This is a genomic window from Variovorax sp. GW821-FHT10C12, from assembly GCF_059415405.1.
This window is the reverse complement of the sequence record NZ_JBWKNE010000012.1, coordinates 18,129-34,814: the sequence shown is the minus strand read 5'-3', so window position 1 is coordinate 34,814 and position 16,686 is coordinate 18,129. Positions and strand designations below refer to the sequence as shown.

Here is a 16,686-nt window from a genome sequence, read left to right as displayed (position 1 = left end):
TCGTCCATGGCGAAGGCCATGGGTGGCGCCCAGTTTAGGGGCGCCGTTTCACGCGCACGTGACCGCCGGCCGCTACGCCAGGAACTGCGTGACCTGCGCGAGCACGGCCTGCTCCTTGAGGATGCGGCGGTGGCCCCAGCCCTGCGTGGGAAAGAGCCGCGCGCCGGCAATCGCATCGCGAAACGCCTCGGCATCGGCAAAGCGGTTCACACGGTCGTCGCGGTCATGCACGATGAGCGTCGGCTGCGCGATGCGTGGGCCCACGGCGGCCGGCTCCAGCTGCTGCATCAGGATGCCTTCGCGCGCCTCGATCAGTCGCTGCATGCCGGCCCGCGTGCGCTCGCTGAGGCCGAACACCTGCGCGAAGTAGCGCGTGTACTCGCGCGGCGAGGCCGGCGGTGCCAGCAGCACCAGCCGCTGCGCCGGCAGGCCGCGCCCCGCCGCATAGGCCAGTGCATTGGCCCCCAGCGAATGCGCGACCGCCGCGCGCAGCACGTGCCCGTCGGCGCCCAACCGCGCCGCCACGTAGTCGATGGCGCGCGCGAACTGCGGCAGGTTGCTGGCCGTGCCCGCGCTGCGGCCGTGGGCCGGCATCTCCAGCAGCACGGGCCTCAACCCTTGCGCGGCGACGGCCTGCGCCAGCGGCAGCATCTGGCCCGCATGGCCGCCCCAGCCGTGCACCAGCAGCACGACCGGCGCCGACTCGGCCCCCGAGTCCTGCGCGGCCAGGTGGTAGATGCCGAGGTTCGCGTCCTCGAACGACCAGGCCTCGCGGCGCCAGTCGGCACCGGGCTGCTGGCCCCGGTACAGCCATTTGGGCGGCAGCGGCGTGCCGAACACGCGGTACGCCGCGCGCACGCCGAGCGCGGGCCACAGGCGCTGCGAGGCGCCGAGGCCGAAGCGCATCGCGCGCATCAGCGGGCTGGCGCTGTAGTAGCCCACGGGGGCGGTGGTGTGGGTGGTGGTGGTCATGGGGAAGGCTTTCGTTCGGGGGGCTCAGTACCAGACCCAGTCCTGGTTGCTGCGCGGCAGGCTGCGCAGCGTGTCCTGCACGCCGTGCACACCGAGGAGCACCGCATAAGCGGCGAGAAAGAGGGCGATGATCAGCATGGTGCTTCTCCTTTTTTATCGCACGGTGGTGCGAAATTAAGGCAAACGAAGAGGCGGTGGCCGTCGTCTGCGGATGCGCCTCAGGCGCGGTAGCTGGAAAGAAGGCGCTGCCAGGTCTGGCCCGCGCGCTCGGCCGCATGCCCGTCGCGCAGGAAGCGCGCGTCGTGCAGCTGGTTCATCATGATCCCGTTGATCTCGCTCACGAGCTGGGCCGGATCGGTGTCGGCCTGGAGCTCGCCGGTCTCGACCGCCTGCAGCACCGTGCGGCGCAGTGCGGCACGCCAGCGCGTGATCTCGTCGAACAGCAGGTCGCGCAGCTCGCCTTCGCGGTCGTCGAACTCGAAGGCGCCGGCCACGTAGAGACAACCGTTCTGCGCTTCGACGTCGCGCGTGCGGGCGATCCAGCGCGCGACGATGTCGTTCAGGCGGGGCAGGCCCTTGGGCTTCTGCATGGCGGGCACGAACACCTCGGCCAGGAAGCCGCGGCCGTACTCCTCGATGACCGCCTTCTGCAGCGCCTCGCGCGAGCCCACGCGCGAGAACACGCCACTCTTGGACAGCCCCAGCCGGCTCGCCACGGCCTGCAGCGAGATCGCCTCCAGCCCCTCGGCCAGCGCGAGGTGCATCGCCGCGCCGACGATGGCGGCGCGGGTGAGTTCGCTTTTCTGGGTCTTGGCGTCCATGCGGCGGACTTTAGCACAGCCGTGCGAAATATCAACTTCCCCATGCAGAATGGCTTCATAGATGTTTTGCTCATGTGGAACCAACAAACGCATCGTTCCCCGCATAAGCACTTCTGCCGAGAATCGCCGGTCGGCCCCGACCCGGGGTCCGGACCTCTTTTCACCTCCTGCGCGCCCGATGAACTTTCAACAACTGCGCTCGGTACGCGAGGCCGTTCGTTGCGGCTTCAACCTGACCGAGGTCGCCCACACCCTTCACACCTCGCAGCCCGGCGTGAGCCGGCAGATCCGCGAACTCGAGGAAGAACTCGGCATCGAGCTCTTCGTGCGCGCCGGCAAGCGGCTCACGGGCCTCACCGAGCCGGGCGGCCACGTGCTGCCGATCATCGAGCGCATGCTGATGGAAAGCAGCAACCTCAAGCACGCGGGCCAGGAATTCGTGGCGCAGCAAAGCGGCCTGCTCTCGGTGGCGGCCACGCACTCGCAGGCGCGCTATGCGATGCCGGTGGCGGTGCAGGAATTCCGCGCGCAATTTCCGAACGTGAAACTGCACCTGCACCAGGGCTCGCCCAAGCAGATCGCGCAGATGCTGCTCGACGGCGAGGCCGACGTGGGCATCGCCACCGAGGCGCTGGGCGACTACCCGCAGCTGGTCGCCCTGCCCTGCTACCGCTGGACGCACTCGGTGATCGTGCCGCCCGGGCATCCGCTGCTCGACGCGCCGCTCACACTCGAAGCACTCACGCAGCATCCGCTGATCACCTACGACACGGGCTTCACCGGCCGTTCGCGCATCGACGAAGCCTTCGAGCAGCGCGGTCTGCAGCCCAACATCGTGCTGGCCGCGATGGACGCCGACGTCATCAAGACCTATGTGCAGCTGGGCTTGGGCGTGGGCATCGTCGCCGGCGTGGCCTACGAGGCCGAGCGCGACACGCAGCTGCGCGCGCTCGATGCGGGGCGGCTGTTCGGCATCAACCTCACCAAGCTGGCGGTGCGACGCGGCACCTACCTGCGCAAATATGTCTACGCGTTCATCGAGTCGTTTGCGCCGACATTGACGCGCGCGATTGTCGAGAAGGCCTTGGGCGACGAGGTCAAGGTGTCTCACTACGAGATTTAGCTCAAGCGCAACGAAATCGACACTTCCGGCTCCAGGGTTGAAAAGAATGCGCGCAGCTTCACACAAGCGGCGTACATTCGGGTTAATTCCTTGGCTCCCGGAACGGATCAGCAATGGCATCGACTTCGCAGCAGCAGCAGCAACTACAGGCCACCCGGGCCGCCCAAAAGGCGGCCGATGCAGCGGAGAAACGCGAACGCCTGAAACGTGCCCTGCCCGCCACGGTCGAGCTGCTGCAAAGCCGCCAGGCCGATCGCATCGACGATCGCGACATCGACGCGTACGTCGATCTCAACTGGCTCGAATGGCATGGCGGCGGTTTGCGCCTCACCATCACCGGGCGCAACGTGTGCGCCCAGTCGGCCGCCACCGCGGTGGCCTGACACCCTCCTCCCCAAAGAAAAACCGCCACAGTCCCCTGTGGCGGTTTTTGCATGTGCGTGACGTGAACGCGGTGCGAAGGCTTACTGACCCGCAATGATCTGCGCGATGAGGCCGGTGGCAATGGCCGCGAGCACATAGTCGCCGCCCACACCCACCCACTGGTAGCCGCGCGGCGGCTGCTGCAGGCGGTAGGCGCGCCAGTCGTTCACCACGTAGTTGCGGCCCCGGTACTCGGTCGGCACGCGGCCGCCGCGACGCCACTCGGTGTGCGGCTGCGGGAAGCCCCGGCGGTCGAACTGGCGGCCGTCGCGGAAGTCCTGGTCGCCGCGGTAGCCGGCGTGGGGGCCGCGGTGCGAACGGTGATCGTCGCGCTGGTCATAACGACCGCCGCCAGGACGGTGGTCATCGCGCTGCTCGTAGCGCCCGCCGCCCGGGCGTTGGTCGTCGCCTCGGCGATCTTGCGCCAGCGCGCTGCCTGCTGCCAGGGACATTGCGAGCGCCGCAACGGCGGCAGTGGTGAAGCGCTTGGTACGGAAGATCATCTGGAACTCCTTTGGTGTGTCTGTGATGACGCCTCCATTCTGGGCAGCGCGTGTGTCTGCTTCGGGTGCGTCAGGTCACCGTCAGATGAAATCCGGTAAGCGCAGGTATCTCCGCGGCGTGTTGTCCTGCACGCGCGTGACGTGCTTCACGCAGGCGCGTAGCGGTTCACCACCATGCCGCAGTCGTACGCGGTCGATCCAAGCAGGCGCAGCGCATGGCCATGGCGCGTGTCGTGGAACACCGAGCGGCCCGCGCCGACGGCCGTGGGGTTCACGAAGAACTGGAACTCGTCGACCAGCCCCGCCGACGTGAGCGACGACGCAAAGCCGACACCGCCTATGGTCAGGATGTCTTTGCCCGGCTGGCGCTTGAGCGCGTTCACCTCGTCGGCCATGGCGCCGCGCGCGATGTCGGTGCGTTCCCAGCGCGACGCCTTCAGCTTGTTGGTAAGCACGACCTTGCGTGCGTCAACCACCCGCTGGGCAAAGGCGTAGTCGGGGTTCGCAGGAAAGCGCGTCGCGGCGCGGCCCCAGTGCTCGAGGTAGCCCTCCTCGATGATCTTGCGGCTCAGCAGGAGCGTGTCGACGCCTGCGAACACGGCGTTGAAGTCACGCTTGAGCGCCGCATCCCATCGCCACCGGTCGCCCCAACCCCACAGCTGCCAGTCGAGGTCGCCGTTGGCCGGCGACACGAACCCGTCGACCGACATCTGCATTTGCACGATGAGCTTTCGCATCGGAGTCTCCTTCAGGCCGCTTGCGCAAACCGATCTCGAAATGCAAGCAGTTTCAGTATTCTCAAACCGATGCGAAAATGCAAGCAGTTTCTTGAACCGGCGGAATCCCGATGGCCATCCAGCAGAAGTCCCTGTGCCCGATCAACCTCGCGCTCGAAGTCGTCGGCGACCGCTGGAGCCTGCTGATCGTTCGCGACCTGATGTTTGCGGACAAGCGGCACTTCCGCGAGTTCCTGCAGTCCGAGGAAGGCATCTCCTCGAACATCCTCACGGAGCGGCTGAACACGCTGGTCGAACACGGCGTGCTCAGCAAGACCGACGACCCCACGCACAAGCAGAAGGCGCTCTACAGCCTCACGCCCGTGGGCATCGACCTGCTGCCGGTGATCACGCAGCTCGGCATCTGGGGGCGCAAGCACCGGCCGGTGACGCCGGAGAGCGGCGCGCCCGCGGCCGCGCTGGAAAAGGGCGGGCCGGCGCTGCAGAAGAAGATGCGCGCCGCGCTGCGCAAGGCGCACCTGGGCGGCAGGTAAGGCCCTACCCGCCCACCGTGCTGTTCGCCGCGTCGGCACGCACGCGGCCCTGCGCCTCCAGCGCGTCCACCGGCGGCAGGTCGAGTTCGATCCACGCACCATGCGCGCGGGCGAGATCAAAGGTGCCGGTCGATTGCGGCCGGTCGGTGTGCAGCACCAGCGCGTAAGGGCCTTCGCCGCGCACGGCGAGGCGCTGTGCGAGCGCGTCGCCGCCCAACTCCGCCGCCGGGGCGCGGTCGCGCGGCGACGACAGCACGAGCACGCTGCTGCCCAGGGCGATCACGGCCACGCGCACCTGGCTGGCCGGCACGGCCACGGGCTCGCCGATGTGCGTGCTCGTGTCGTCGGACACGGTGCCCAGCAAGGCGCGGTAGCGGGCCAGCGTGGCGTCGAGGTCGCGCACGGCGATGGCCAGGCTGGCCACGCCGAACACGCCGTTGGGATGCACGCGCGCGGCGCCCTCGGGCACGCGCAGGGCGCGCCGCGTGAGATCGCCGCACAGGAACGGCAGGTCGGCCGACGGGGCGCGCGCGGTCTGCCAGCGCAGGTGTTCGCCGTCGGGACGCACGCGCCCGCCGTCGAGCGGGCCTTCGAGCACGAGGCCGCGAGCCTTCGCATCGGCCACGGTGACGGCGGTGTCGCGCGGCAGCAAGGCGAAATCGACGATGCCTTCGCCGTGCCGCTGCAGCAGCTGCCACCAGCGCTCGGCGGGCGCCGGTTCGCGCCATGCGATGAGTTCGAAGTAGCTGCCGTCGCTGAACACGACGAGCGCGTTGTGCGTGCTGCGGCCCGGATGGTCCCCGCCGCGCAGCACGTGGAAGCCGAGCGCGGCGTAGTCGGCGATGGCGCGTTCGAGGTCGTGCACGGCGATCACGACGTGGTCGAGGGTCAGGGGCATGGTGAAGGTCTTCCTCGCAGCAAAGGTGTCGTCGTCGTCAGGAGGCGGTGCGGGCGGCGCCCTCGCCGCCCAGGTAGGCATCGCGGATGCGCGCGTCGGCCAGCAGCGCGCGCGCCGGGCCCGAAAGCACGATGCGGCCCGTCTGCAGCACGTAGCCGTGGTGCGCGATCTGCAGCGCGAGGCTGGCGTTCTGCTCGACCATGAAGACCGAGACGCCCTGCGCGTTGATGCGCGCGATGAGCTCGAGCACCTTGTCGACGTACAGCGGCGACAGGCCCATGGTGGGTTCGTCCATGCACAGCAGCTGCGGCCGGCCCATGAGCGCACGCGCCATGGCCACCATCTGCTGCTCGCCGCCCGAGAGCGTGCCGGCCAGGAAGCCCAGGCGCTGCGCCACGCGCGGGAACAGCTCGAGCATGCGTTCCAGGTCGTCGGCCACGCCCGCGCGGTCGCGGCGCGCGTAGGCGCCCATGAGCAGGTTCTCGCGCACGGTCATCGCGGGGAACAGGCGGCGCGCCTCGGGCACCGAGCCGATGCCCTTGCGGATGATCTGCGGCGTGCTCAGGCCCAGCGTCGATTCGCCGTTGAACCTGACCTCGCCCGAGCGCGGCTTGAGCAGGCCGAGCACGATCTTCATCGTGGTCGACTTGCCGCTCGCGTTGCCACCGAGCAGGCTGACGATCTGGCCCTTGCGCACCTCGATGTCGAGATCGAAGTGCGCCTGCACGGGACCGTAGAAGCTGTTGACCTTCTGGAGCTGCAGCAGTGGCGCAACCGCACTCGCCGGTGCTTGCGCGAGGGCGCGTTCAGGCAGGTCGTCGTTTCTTCCCTCTCCCCAAAGGGAAGAAGGCGACAAGCCGGTGCGTGCGACGGTGGCGATCATGCGGGCACCGCTTCTTCCTGCGCTTCGCCGACCTGGCGATGGCCGAGGTAGGCCTCGATCACCGCGGGGTCGTTGCGCACGTCGTCGGGCAGGCCTTCGGCGATCTTTCGGCCGTCGTCGAGCACGGCCACGCGGTCGGACAGCTGCATCACGAGGTCGAGCTTGTGCTCGATCAGCAGGATGGTCTGGCCGCGCGCCTTGAGGCCGCGAATGATCTCCAGCATCTCGGCCGTCTCGCTCTCGTTCATGCCGGCCGTGGGCTCGTCGAGCAGCAGCAGGCGCGGTCGCAATGCGAGGGCACGCGCGATCTCCACGCGGCGGCGGTTGGCGTACGAGAGGCTGTAGGCCGGATGGTCGGTGCGCGGCGTGAGCCGTTCGCCGAAGAGCGCGATGATCTCGCGCGCCTCGTCGCGCAGCGCTTCTTCCTCGCGCCGCACCGCCCCCGGCTGCACCAGCGCGAGCGCCAGCTCGGCCAGTGCCCCGAGGCCCGGCACGCCGCCCACGCGCGGTTTCACGGCGCGCAGCCGCGTGTGCGCGCCGACCAGCACGTTGTCGAGCACCGAGAGGTTCGCGAACACGCGCCCGTGCTGGAAGGTGCGCGCCAGGCCGCGCTGTGCGAGCGCTTGCGCGGGCAGGCCGGTGATGTCGTGCCCGTCGAAGCGCACCTGCCCGGCATCGGGCTTGTCGAGGCCGGTGACGAGGTTGAACAGCGTGGTCTTGCCTGCGCCGTTCGGGCCGATCACGCTCAGCAGTTCGCCCTCGCCCACCTGCAGGTCGACGGTGTTGACGGCCGTGAGCCCGCCGAAGCGGCGCACGAGGCCGCGGACCTCAAGCAGCGACGGCATCCGCGACCTTCGCCTTCGAGTTCACGAGCTTCACCTCGGCGCGAATGGCCTGCGGGTTGCGCAGCAGGTTGAGGATGGGGCAGTTGCGCTCCACCGCTTCGAACAGCGCGTCGATCTCTTCGCGGCTCGCGGGCGAATCGATGTGCACGGTGTAGCCGATCTCGTGCGGCCAGATGGGCGTCTGCTCGTGGCCCGGCTTGCCGCCGCGCGGGTCGATGACGCCGGTCACCTCGACCTCGAGGCTTTCGAGCGGCACCTGGCGTTCGGCCGCCTGGATCAGGAAGATGTGCGTCACGCAGGTGCCGAGCACACCCAGCTGCAGCTCGGGCGAACTCGGGCCGAGGTTGTAGCCCGCGAAATCGGGCGGGCTGTCGCTGATCACCTGGTGCTCACGGATGCGCAGGCGGCGCACGCCGCTGCGGCCTTCGGCGCGCACGCTGGCCTTGAGCTGCGAGGGCTGCGCGGTGCCGGCCGCGACGGCGGCATTGCGGGCCAGCACGGCGGTGCGTTTCTCGGCGAGGTAGTCGTTGAGGTGGCTCATGGTGTGTGGTTCTTTCAGACGGTGCCGAGCAGGCCTTGGGGACGGAAGCGGATCAACAGAAGCAGCGCCACGCCGTAGATCAACATGCGGTACTCGGCCGTCACGCGGAACAGCTCGGGCAGGCTCACGAGCGCGACCGCACCCAGCAGTGCGCCGCTGATGTTCCCGAGCCCGCCGAGGATCACCATCGTGAGCGCGAGGATCGAGATCTGCGAGCCGAAGGTCTCGTGGTTGATGTACGAGTACATGTGCGCGGTGAAGGCGCCGCTCACGCCCGCCGCGAAGCCGCCGAAACCGAAGGCCAGCGCCTTGTAGCGGTCGGGGCTCACGCCGTAGGCGCGCGCGGCCACCTCGTCTTCGCGCACCGCGCGGAAGGTGCGGCCCAGGTGCGAGCGCAGCAGGCGCCACTGCAGCAGGGCCAGCAGCACCAGTGCGCCGAACGAGGCCCAGTAGATCGCCTCGTTCGACGACGCATCGCGGCCGAACAGCGACAGCGGCGGAATCCCCGAGACACCGATGGGCCCGCGCGTGAGGCTTTCCCAGTTGAGGATGGTGAGCGCCACGATCTCGCCGATGCCCAGCGTGGCGATCGACACGTAGTGCCCGCGCAGCCGGAAGGCCGGGAAGATCAGCGCCGTGCCGATCAGCGACGTGAGCACGCCCGCGGCCACGATACCCGTGCCCACGGGCAGGTGCAGGTCGAGCACCAGCAGCGACGAGGCGTACGCGCCGATGGCCAGCAGGCCCGCATGGCCCAGCGAGATCTGGCCGATGGTGCCGGCCACCAGCGTGAGGCTCAGGGCAAGCGCACCGTAGAGCCACGCGTTGGTGAGCGTCTGCAGCACGTAGGGCGACGGGTCGAACAGCGGCAACAGCACGGCCGCGGCGAACAGCGCGAGCAACAGGCGCGGCGGCACGCGCCACGGCTTGCTCGGTGCGATGAAGGTGCCGGTGAGCGGCTCGGGCGGCAGCGCGCGCTGGCGGCCGAAGAGGCCGTTGGGCTTCCACACCAGGATGACCAGCAGCAGCGCGAAGGCAAACAGGTTGCGGTACGGCGTGCCGAGGATCGCCACGCCATAGCTTTCGATGAGCCCCAGCAGCAGGCTGCCGACGATGGCGCCCGGCACGTTGCCCACGCCGCCGACCACCGTGGCCACCACGCCCTTGAGCGTGGCCTGGAAGCTCATCGCCGGGCCGATGTTGTTGTAGTACATGCCCACCAGCAGGCCCGAGAGCCCGCCCAGTGCGGCGGCGATGGCGAACACGGTCTGGTTCACGCGGTTCACGTCCACGCCCATCTGCTGCGCGGCGTCGCGGTCCTGCGCGGTGGCGCGCACGGCCCAGCCCAGCTTCGTGAAACGCAGGAAGCCGAACAGCACGGCAGCGCTCGCGATGCCGATTCCAGCGATCAGCAGGTCGAGCGCGCCGATGGTGCCGGTGCCGATCTGCAGGCGCCAGTCGGGCAGCTGCGTGGGCAGCGCGCGCGGGTCGGGGCTGAACACCAGCTGCACGAGGATGTCGAGCACGAAGCTGATGCCGATGGTGGCCAGCAGCGGCGCGATGCGCGCGGCGCCCTGCAATGGCCGCAGCCCCACGCGCTCGATGAGCATGCCGAGTGCGCCCGAGCCGATCACCACCAGCGCGATGGTGATGGGCAGCGGCGTGTGCAGGTAGGTGATGCTCGCCCAGCCGATGTACGCGCCCACGGTGTAGACCGAGCCGTGCGCGAAGTTGATGAGGTGCGAGACGCCGAAGATCAGCGCGAGCCCGACCGCCAGCAACGCATAGATGTTGCCGATGATCAGGCCGTTGACCGTGTGGTCGAAAAAGGAGGTGAAGCTCATCTACTTGGCCGATGCCAGCGCCGCCGCCTTCTCGTCGATCTGCGCCCACTTGCCGTCCTTCACCACCAGGTTGACGCTCTTCACGCCGATCACGCGGCGCGTCTGCGCATCGAAGGTGGCCTTGCCGAAGATGACGCTGGGCACGTCCTTGATCTTGTAGAACGCGTCACGCACGGCTTTGCGGTCCGCCTTGGGGCCGGCTTCGCGCAGCGCGGCGGCGGCGTACACCACGGCGTCGTAGGCATAGGCGTTGAAGGCGTCGGGCTCCTTGCTGTACTTGGCGCGGAAGCTCTTCACGAAGGCCTGCACTTCGGTGCGCGGCTCCTCGGGGAAGAAGGCAGTGTTGGTGTGGATGCCGTTCACGGCCGCGCCGCCGAGCTCGATGAACTTGGGCGAGTACACCGAGCCCACGGCGGCGATGGGCTGCTTCAGGCCCACGCTGCGCACCTGGCCCGCGATGAGCGCGCCGTCGGGGTAATAAGAGATGAGCACCACGCCGTCAGGGTTGGCGTCGCGCACGCGCACCAGGGTCGAGCGGAAGTCCTTCTCGTCGGGCTGGTAGCCCTCGGCAATGGCCAGCTGCGCGCCGCGCTCCTGCGCGGCCTTCACGAGCACGTCCTTGCTGGTGCGGCCCCAGTCGGTGTTCAGGAAGAGCACGGCGATGCGCTTGAAGCCCAGCGTCTTCACGGCCAGGTCGGCCAGCAGCGGCTGCGCGTCGGCCTGGCTGATCGAGGGGCTCCAGATGTAGTCGCCGCCCTTGGTGAAGTCGGGGTGCGAGTTGGTGAAGCCCAGCTGCACGAGGCCCGCGCGCTGGTAAATGGGCGAGGCGGCCATCGAGGCGGGGCTGGAGAAGTCGCCCAGCTCGATGAGCACGCGCTTGTCGTTCACGAGCTTCTGCGCGATGGCGACGGACTGGCGCGGGTCGCTCTGGCTGTCCTCGAAGTTGTAGGCCAGCGGCCGGCCGTGGATGCCGCCCTGCGCGTTGATGTGCTCGAGCGCAAGGTCGAAGCCGGCCTTCCATTGCGCGCCGTACTGCGCGTTCTGTCCGGTGAGCGGGCCGCTCACGCCGAACCACACGGGCTCGCCGCTGGCGGGTGCGGCCCAGGCCGCGAGCGGCGTGGCCAGCAAGGCGGCGGACAGTGCGACCGCATGGCGCAGGAAACGATGGCGGGTGAACAGCGGCAGCATGGGGCGGACCTCAATGACAGTGAAAGGATGTGCAGGGCCGCGATTCTTCGCCGCTGTCCTCGTGGCGGGAAGGAACGAAAACGGAGAGGCTTATGCGCTTTCCGAGCAAGCGAAGGGGCAAGCGCCAGCGGCCGCGCGGCCTCGTTTAAGCTGCGCGCCACATGAAGCGACGCCACCTCCTCCAGATGCTCGCCGGCGTGCCGGCCACCGCCCTGCTGCTCTCCGCGTGCGGCAAACGAAAGGCCTCAGCCAACGCGTTGAAGCCCGATGCCCGCGTGCTGGCGCTGGGCGACAGCCTGACCTTCGGCTACGGCGCATCGCCCGAGACGGCATGGCCCGCGAAGCTGGGCGAACTCACGGGCTGGCAGGTCGAGAACGCGGGGGTCAACGGCGACACCTCGGCGGGGGCGCTGGAGCGCCTGCCCGCGCTGCTGTCCGCCGGCAGCTACGACGCGATCCTGATCGGCATCGGCGGCAACGACATGCTGCGCGGCGTGTCGCCTGCCAACACGCGCGAGAACCTTGCGGCGCTCATCGAGCAGGCGCGCGCGCACACGTCGCACGTGGCGGTGCTGGCCACGCCGGCGCCCGATGCGATGCGCGCGGTGGTCGGCTCGCTCAGTGACGCGCCGTTCTACGAAGAGGTCGTGGGGAAGTCGGGCCAGGCGCTGCTGGTCGCGGGTGTGTATTCGAGCGTGCTGTCGGATGCGGCCCTGCGCTCGGACCGCATCCATGCGAACGCGAAGGGCTACGCCCAGGTGGCGCAGCAGCTGGCCGAGCAGCTCAAGGCTGCGGGCTGGCGCTGAGGTTTGTTGCGCTGTTGGAGCGCATCGGTGCGCCTGCTGTGGCACTGCGCACCGGCAGGCTCTCGAGCACGCCGAACAGCAGTTCCATCGCGGTGAAGCCGAGGATGATCAGGCTGGCGCCCTGCGTCACGGCGTAGACCTGCCAGGTCGCGAACAGGAAGCGCGCCACGGCGTCGTAGCGGCCATAGCGCAGGCGCGGATCGCGGATGCGCAGCACGGCCCAGACGGTGACCACCGAGCCGAGCAGGTTGGCCATCAGCATGTGCACGGGGTCGAAGGCCGGAAAGCTGCCCGGCAGCTGCAGCGTCTGGATGGTCCACAGCAGCAGGGCGTGCACGGCCGCAAAGGTCCACGGGGTGGCGAAGCCGATGGTCACCACGAGGTCGTACCAGGCGCTGGCGCGGACGATGCGTTGGTAGGTGGGAAGCGCGATCATGAGGAAGAGCCCTGCAGGAGTGAAGAAGCCCCGGAAGCTAAAGCCTCGGGTACGCTCCAGGGTCAAGCACATTCTTCGGCGAAGGAACCACGACCATGCAGATCGGCCAGCTGGCTTCGGCGACGGGCTTGAGCCGCGACACGCTGCGCTTCTACGAAGAGCGCGGCCTGATCCGCGCGCAACGCGGCAGCAACGGCTACCGGGTCTATGCGAAGGAAACCGTGCAGATGGTGGGCTACATCCGCACCGCGCAGAAGCTCGGCTTCAGCCTCCACGAGATCGGCGACAACCTGCCCGCGGTGTGGGAATCGGCCGCGCCCGACGAGGCGATTGCGGCGCTGCTGGCCGACAAGGTCGCGGTCATCGACCAGAAGCTCGCCGAGCTGAACGCGCTGCGGCAAGACCTGCTGGCACGCGTGCCCGCCGGCTGCCCGATGGCTCAGGCGGCCTGCGCGCGCAACAGGTCGACGTAGGCGCCCTGCACCAGTTGGCCATCGGCCACGCCGAGCCGGGCCATGAGCGCATGGGCTTCGGCCACGCCGGCATCGGCGGGCTCGCCCTCTTGCAGCACCACTTCGAGTTCGAGGAATTCGCCGAGCCCTTCGACGCGGTCGAGGTGCACGCGCGTGCGGCCCACGAGGAACAGGCGGCGCTGCTTGCGCACGCGGCCGGCCTGGCCCCAGGCGAGCGTGAGTGATTCGCGCAGCGCGTCGGGCGTGGCGGTGGGCGTGATCAGGTAGAACGATTCCTTCGGGCCGGTGCTGTCGGCGCGGCGGTAGAAGATGAGCTCGCCGCGGTCGGGCGCGAAGGTGCGCAGCTTGAGGCGGTCGGCGCTGTGCTCGCAGCGGAAGAAGGTGTCGTCTTGCGCGATCTCGATGGGGCCCTGGTCGGCGAGCGTTGCTGCGATGAGTGCGATGCGGTCTACGCTGTCGATGCGGGCCTTGATCTCTATGTTTCTGGCCATGTCTTCTCGTTTTTTTGAGGCTGGGTTCGGGGCGCGTGCACAGGCCACCGGGTACTTCCCTCCGCGAATGTTCCCCGGGCTTCGCCCTCCTCCTTGATTTCGCTGCGGGAAGCACCCAGTGCCCTGCGCACGGGACGCAGCGCTGGTGTGCGGCCGATCAACGACCGCAGCAAAGACTCAGGGCGCGTTGCCCTGCGGCCCCACAGGCGGCGGCGCCGCGCGCCCACTCGAGCCCGGTGCCAGCTTGCGTCCGAAGGCCTCGCCCACGTTGCGCACGGGCCGGCTGGCTTTTTCCGACACGTTGCTCACGCCGCGCCGCGTGGCCGCATCGGCGCGGTTGACGCCGCGGCCGGCGGCGTTGGTGCCGCGCTGCACGCTGCCCACGACCTTGCCGCTGCGCGAGGGCGACTTGATCGTGTGGGCGCGTTCGGCCTGGGGCGGGTTGTCGGCGCTTTGCGCCTGCGCGGTGACGGGCAGCCAGAGCGCGGCGGCGATGGCGGCGAGCGATGCGGTGGTGATGTGAAGCTTCTTCATGGCGTCGTCCCCTGGGAGTGGTCTTCGGATTCGGCGGCGGCCGCGCGGGCCATGCGTTCGCTCTTCCAGTACACGTCGTCGCCGCCGTTCATGCGGTTGAGCACACGCGCGAGCACGAAGAGCAGATCGCTGAGCCGGTTGAGGTACTGGCGCGGCGCGTCGTTGAGTTCGGTGGTGGCGCCCAGCGACACCACGGCGCGCTCGGCACGCCGCGCCACGGTGCGGCACACATGCGCGAGCGAGGCGGCGCGCGTGCCGGCGGGCAGGATGAATTCGGCCAGGCGCGGCAAGGCGGCGTTGTGGTCGGCCAGCGCGTTGTCGATCTGCAGCAGCGCCTCGGGCTTGAGCAGCGTGAAACCCGGCATCGAGAGTTCGCCGCCGAGGTTGAAGAGCTGGTGCTGCACGTCGACCAGCAGCTCGCGCACGGGCTCTGGCAGCGGCTCGCACAGCAACACGCCGATGTGCGAGTTGAGTTCGTCCACGTCGCCCATCGCGTGCACGCGCAGGTGGTCCTTGGGCACGCGGGTGTTGTCGCCCAGGCCGGTGGTGCCGTCGTCGCCGGTGCGGGTGGCGATCTGGGAAAGTCGGTTGCCCATGGGCGCTCCTCGGTTCAGGTCGTGACGCTGGCGGCGTCGATCTTGCCGGCCAGCCATTGCAGTCCGGCCAGATGCTGCTGGTCGTGGCTGCACAGGTAATGGATGAGGCTGCGCATCGTGAGCGGGCCGTAGCCCTCGAACACGGCCGTGCGCGCGAGCTGTGCGTCGCTCAGCTGCGAGATGATTTCCATCGTCTGCACGCGCGCCAGGCGGAACTCGGCGAGCACCGTCGTCGCGTCGGCCGCGCCGTAGTGGCGCTCGATGGCCAGCGGCTCGCTGTCGATCGATGCGAGCGTCGGATGGATCTCGGCCAGCGTGCGGCGAAAGCGCACGTGGTAGCCCTCGATCTCGATGTCGCGCACATGGCACAGCTGCTCGATGGCGGTGAAGGCCTCGCTGGGCACGCCCTCCCACGAAGGCGGCGCCCAATGCCGAAAGGCTTTGGGAATGGCCGCGTAGTGAGCTTCGAGCTGCGAGGGAAAGGCCGCGAGGGCTGCAAGGGTCGTGGGGTTCATGTCTTTTACCGAAGCGCATTATGGTGCGCGCTCCGTAAAATGGCCGATCCCCCTCAGCCCCTCCAGGAGACGCCCGATGAACGCCCCGACTTCCACCTCGCACCTGATGCCGGCGCTTCATCTGCGCGATGTCCCCGCAGCCCTGATCGACGGGCTGAAGGCACGCTTCGGCGACAACTGTTCCACGGCGATGGCGGTGCGCACGCAGCACGGGCGCGACGAGTCGTCGTTCGACGCACCGCCGCCCGCGGCCGTGGTGTTCGCCGAAAGCACGCAAGATGTTGCCGATGCCGTGAAGCTCGCCAGCGAGCACAGCGTGCCGGTCATTCCCTTCGGCGTGGGCTCCTCGCTCGAAGGCCATCTGCTCGCGGTGCAAGGCGGCATCAGCATCGATGTGTCGCGCATGAACCAGGTGCTGTCGATCAACGCCGACGACCTCACGGTGACGGTGCAGCCGGGCGTCACGCGCAAGCAGCTCAACGAAGAGATCAAGAGCACGGGCCTGTTCTTCCCCATCGACCCGGGCGCCGACGCCTCCATCGGCGGCATGACGGCCACGCGCGCCAGCGGCACGAACGCGGTGCGCTACGGCACGATGCGCGAGAACGTGCTGGCGCTCGAAGTGGTCACGGCCAGCGGCGACATCATCCGCACCGGCACGCGCGCCAAGAAGTCGTCGGCCGGCTACGACCTCACGCGCCTCATGGTGGGCAGCGAAGGCACGCTGGGCGTGGTCACCGAGGTCACGCTGCGCATCTACCCGTTGCCCGAGGCGGTGTCGGCGGCGATCTGCTCGTTCCCGAGCATCGAGGCCGCGGTGCGCACCACCATCGAGACGATCCAGCTGGGCGTGCCGATCGCGCGCGTGGAACTGATCGACGTGAACACGGTGCGCATGGTGAACGCCTACGCCAAGCTGAACCTGCGCGAAGAGCCGATGCTGCTGATGGAATTCCACGGCTCGCCCGCCGGCGTGAAGGAGCAGGCCGAGACGGTGCAAGAGTTGGCCAGCGGCCACGGCGGCAACGCCTTCGAATGGGCCAGCACGCCGGAAGAACGCACGCGCCTGTGGACCGCGCGGCACAACAGCTACTTCGCGGCCGTGCAGTCGCGCCCGGGCTGCCGCGTGATCTCGACCGACACCTGCGTGCCGATCTCGCGCCTGGCCGACTGCCTGCTCGACTCGGTGGCCGAAGCCGATGCCAGCGGCATCCCCTACTTCCTCGTCGGCCACGTGGGCGACGGCAACTTCCACTTCGGCTACCTGCTCGACCCGAACATCCCCGAAGAGCGCGTGAAGGCCGAAGAGCTGAACCACGCGCTGGTGAGCCGCGCACTGGCGCTCGAAGGCACCTGCACCGGCGAGCACGGCGTGGGCCTGCACAAGATGGACTTCCTGGTGACCGAAGCCGGCGTGGGCGCGATCGACATGATGCGCACGATCAAGCGCGCGCTCGATCCGAAGAACATCATGAATCCGGGCAAGATCTTCAGCCTCTGACCCCTCGCGATCACGCATCAATG

At 68.9% G+C, this 16,686-nt stretch carries 21 protein-coding genes; 6 read left to right on the top strand and 15 right to left on the bottom strand.

What is annotated here, in order from left to right:
• Window positions 1-72 precede the first annotated feature (72 nt).
• The gene (locus tag AC07OH_RS30085; RefSeq protein ID WP_095948451.1) at window positions 73-972 is read right to left on the bottom strand and encodes an alpha/beta fold hydrolase; all 900 of its coding nucleotides are present in this window, start codon (window positions 970-972) and stop codon (window positions 73-75) included.
• 218 nt (window positions 973-1,190) lie between these two features.
• Window positions 1,191-1,793 carry a TetR/AcrR family transcriptional regulator gene (locus tag AC07OH_RS30080; RefSeq protein WP_062473724.1) on the bottom strand — a complete coding sequence of 201 codons (603 nt, stop codon included), beginning with the start codon at window positions 1,791-1,793 and terminating at the stop codon, window positions 1,191-1,193.
• Between the two features lie 178 nt (window positions 1,794-1,971).
• Between AC07OH_RS30080 and AC07OH_RS30075 the strand changes: the two genes are divergently transcribed.
• Together AC07OH_RS30075 and AC07OH_RS30070 are read left to right on the top strand one after the other, a co-directional pair.
• Window positions 1,972-2,916, top strand: coding sequence for a CysB family HTH-type transcriptional regulator (locus AC07OH_RS30075; RefSeq protein WP_062473726.1), 945 nt, complete (start codon window positions 1,972-1,974; stop codon window positions 2,914-2,916).
• Between the two features lie 113 nt (window positions 2,917-3,029).
• Window positions 3,030-3,299, top strand: coding sequence for a hypothetical protein (locus AC07OH_RS30070; protein ID WP_070061423.1), 270 nt, complete (start codon window positions 3,030-3,032; stop codon window positions 3,297-3,299).
• Window positions 3,300-3,380: 81 nt separating this feature from the next.
• Here AC07OH_RS30070 and AC07OH_RS30065 read toward each other — a convergent pair whose 3' ends face one another.
• Both AC07OH_RS30065 and AC07OH_RS30060 read right to left on the bottom strand, forming a co-directional pair.
• Window positions 3,381-3,842 carry an RcnB family protein gene (locus AC07OH_RS30065; RefSeq protein ID WP_492730002.1) on the bottom strand — a complete coding sequence of 154 codons (462 nt, stop codon included), beginning with the start codon at window positions 3,840-3,842 and terminating at the stop codon, window positions 3,381-3,383.
• A gap of 146 nt (window positions 3,843-3,988) precedes the next feature.
• Window positions 3,989-4,579 carry a dihydrofolate reductase family protein gene (locus AC07OH_RS30060; protein WP_495303128.1) on the bottom strand — a complete coding sequence of 197 codons (591 nt, stop codon included), beginning with the start codon at window positions 4,577-4,579 and terminating at the stop codon, window positions 3,989-3,991.
• Between the two features lie 110 nt (window positions 4,580-4,689).
• Here AC07OH_RS30060 and AC07OH_RS30055 point away from each other — a divergent pair, with 110 nt between their 5' ends.
• The gene (locus AC07OH_RS30055) at window positions 4,690-5,112 is read left to right on the top strand and encodes a winged helix-turn-helix transcriptional regulator (RefSeq protein ID WP_495266628.1); all 423 of its coding nucleotides are present in this window, start codon (window positions 4,690-4,692) and stop codon (window positions 5,110-5,112) included.
• A 4-nt stretch (window positions 5,113-5,116) separates the two neighbouring features.
• Here the strand turns inward: AC07OH_RS30055 and AC07OH_RS30050 are convergent, their stop codons facing one another.
• The 6 genes from AC07OH_RS30050 to AC07OH_RS30025 are packed head-to-tail and all read right to left on the bottom strand — an operon-like array spanning window position 5,117 to window position 11,311.
• Window positions 5,117-6,010, bottom strand: coding sequence for a VOC family protein (locus AC07OH_RS30050; protein ID WP_495303127.1), 894 nt, complete (start codon window positions 6,008-6,010; stop codon window positions 5,117-5,119).
• A 37-nt stretch (window positions 6,011-6,047) separates the two neighbouring features.
• A complete protein-coding gene (locus tag AC07OH_RS30045; protein ID WP_495303126.1) occupies window positions 6,048-6,893 on the bottom strand; it encodes an ABC transporter ATP-binding protein in 846 nt (281 codons plus the stop codon).
• Complete coding sequence (locus tag AC07OH_RS30040; RefSeq protein ID WP_495303125.1) at window positions 6,890-7,738, bottom strand: ABC transporter ATP-binding protein; 849 nt, start codon at window positions 7,736-7,738, stop codon at window positions 6,890-6,892. Before AC07OH_RS30040 ends, AC07OH_RS30045 begins: the two co-directional genes overlap by 4 nt.
• On the bottom strand, window positions 7,722-8,279 hold the full coding sequence (locus AC07OH_RS30035; protein ID WP_489062294.1) for an OsmC family protein: 558 nt from the start codon (window positions 8,277-8,279) through the stop codon (window positions 7,722-7,724). Before AC07OH_RS30035 ends, AC07OH_RS30040 begins: the two co-directional genes overlap by 17 nt.
• 14 nt (window positions 8,280-8,293) lie before the next feature.
• On the bottom strand, window positions 8,294-10,123 hold the full coding sequence (locus tag AC07OH_RS30030) for an ABC transporter permease (protein WP_495303124.1): 1,830 nt from the start codon (window positions 10,121-10,123) through the stop codon (window positions 8,294-8,296).
• On the bottom strand, window positions 10,124-11,311 hold the full coding sequence (locus AC07OH_RS30025; RefSeq protein WP_495303123.1) for an ABC transporter substrate-binding protein: 1,188 nt from the start codon (window positions 11,309-11,311) through the stop codon (window positions 10,124-10,126).
• Between the two features lie 161 nt (window positions 11,312-11,472).
• Between AC07OH_RS30025 and AC07OH_RS30020 the strand changes: the two genes are divergently transcribed.
• Window positions 11,473-12,117, top strand: a complete 645-nt coding sequence (locus AC07OH_RS30020) for a GDSL-type esterase/lipase family protein (protein ID WP_495303122.1) — start codon at window positions 11,473-11,475, stop codon at window positions 12,115-12,117.
• Here AC07OH_RS30020 and AC07OH_RS30015 read toward each other — a convergent pair.
• On the bottom strand, window positions 12,095-12,553 hold the full coding sequence (locus AC07OH_RS30015) for a hypothetical protein (protein WP_495303121.1): 459 nt from the start codon (window positions 12,551-12,553) through the stop codon (window positions 12,095-12,097). The two genes, AC07OH_RS30020 and AC07OH_RS30015, sit on opposite strands and share 23 nt — an antisense overlap.
• Window positions 12,554-12,648: 95 nt before the next feature.
• On the opposite strand from AC07OH_RS30015, the gene AC07OH_RS30010 reads away from it, so the two are divergent.
• Entirely contained in the window at window positions 12,649-13,026 is a 378-nt protein-coding gene (locus tag AC07OH_RS30010; protein WP_495303120.1) for a MerR family transcriptional regulator, read from the top strand.
• Here the strand turns inward: AC07OH_RS30010 and AC07OH_RS30005 are convergent.
• The 4 genes from AC07OH_RS30005 to AC07OH_RS29990 form a co-directional block, all read right to left on the bottom strand.
• Complete coding sequence (locus AC07OH_RS30005) at window positions 12,993-13,517, bottom strand: class IV adenylate cyclase (RefSeq protein WP_495303119.1); 525 nt, start codon at window positions 13,515-13,517, stop codon at window positions 12,993-12,995. The genes AC07OH_RS30010 and AC07OH_RS30005 overlap by 34 nt on opposite strands.
• 177 nt (window positions 13,518-13,694) lie before the next feature.
• Entirely contained in the window at window positions 13,695-14,051 is a 357-nt protein-coding gene (locus tag AC07OH_RS30000) for a hypothetical protein (protein WP_070061436.1), read from the bottom strand.
• Window positions 14,048-14,647 carry a cob(I)yrinic acid a,c-diamide adenosyltransferase gene (locus tag AC07OH_RS29995; protein WP_062473752.1) on the bottom strand — a complete coding sequence of 200 codons (600 nt, stop codon included), beginning with the start codon at window positions 14,645-14,647 and terminating at the stop codon, window positions 14,048-14,050. The genes AC07OH_RS30000 and AC07OH_RS29995 overlap by 4 nt, the downstream gene beginning before the upstream one ends.
• A 14-nt stretch (window positions 14,648-14,661) precedes the next feature.
• A complete protein-coding gene (locus AC07OH_RS29990) occupies window positions 14,662-15,162 on the bottom strand; it encodes a DinB family protein (RefSeq protein ID WP_495303118.1) in 501 nt (166 codons plus the stop codon).
• A gap of 76 nt (window positions 15,163-15,238) precedes the next feature.
• Between AC07OH_RS29990 and AC07OH_RS29985 the strand changes: the two genes are divergently transcribed.
• Entirely contained in the window at window positions 15,239-16,663 is a 1,425-nt protein-coding gene (locus tag AC07OH_RS29985; protein ID WP_070061438.1) for an FAD-binding oxidoreductase, read from the top strand.
• Window positions 16,664-16,686 lie beyond the last annotated feature (23 nt).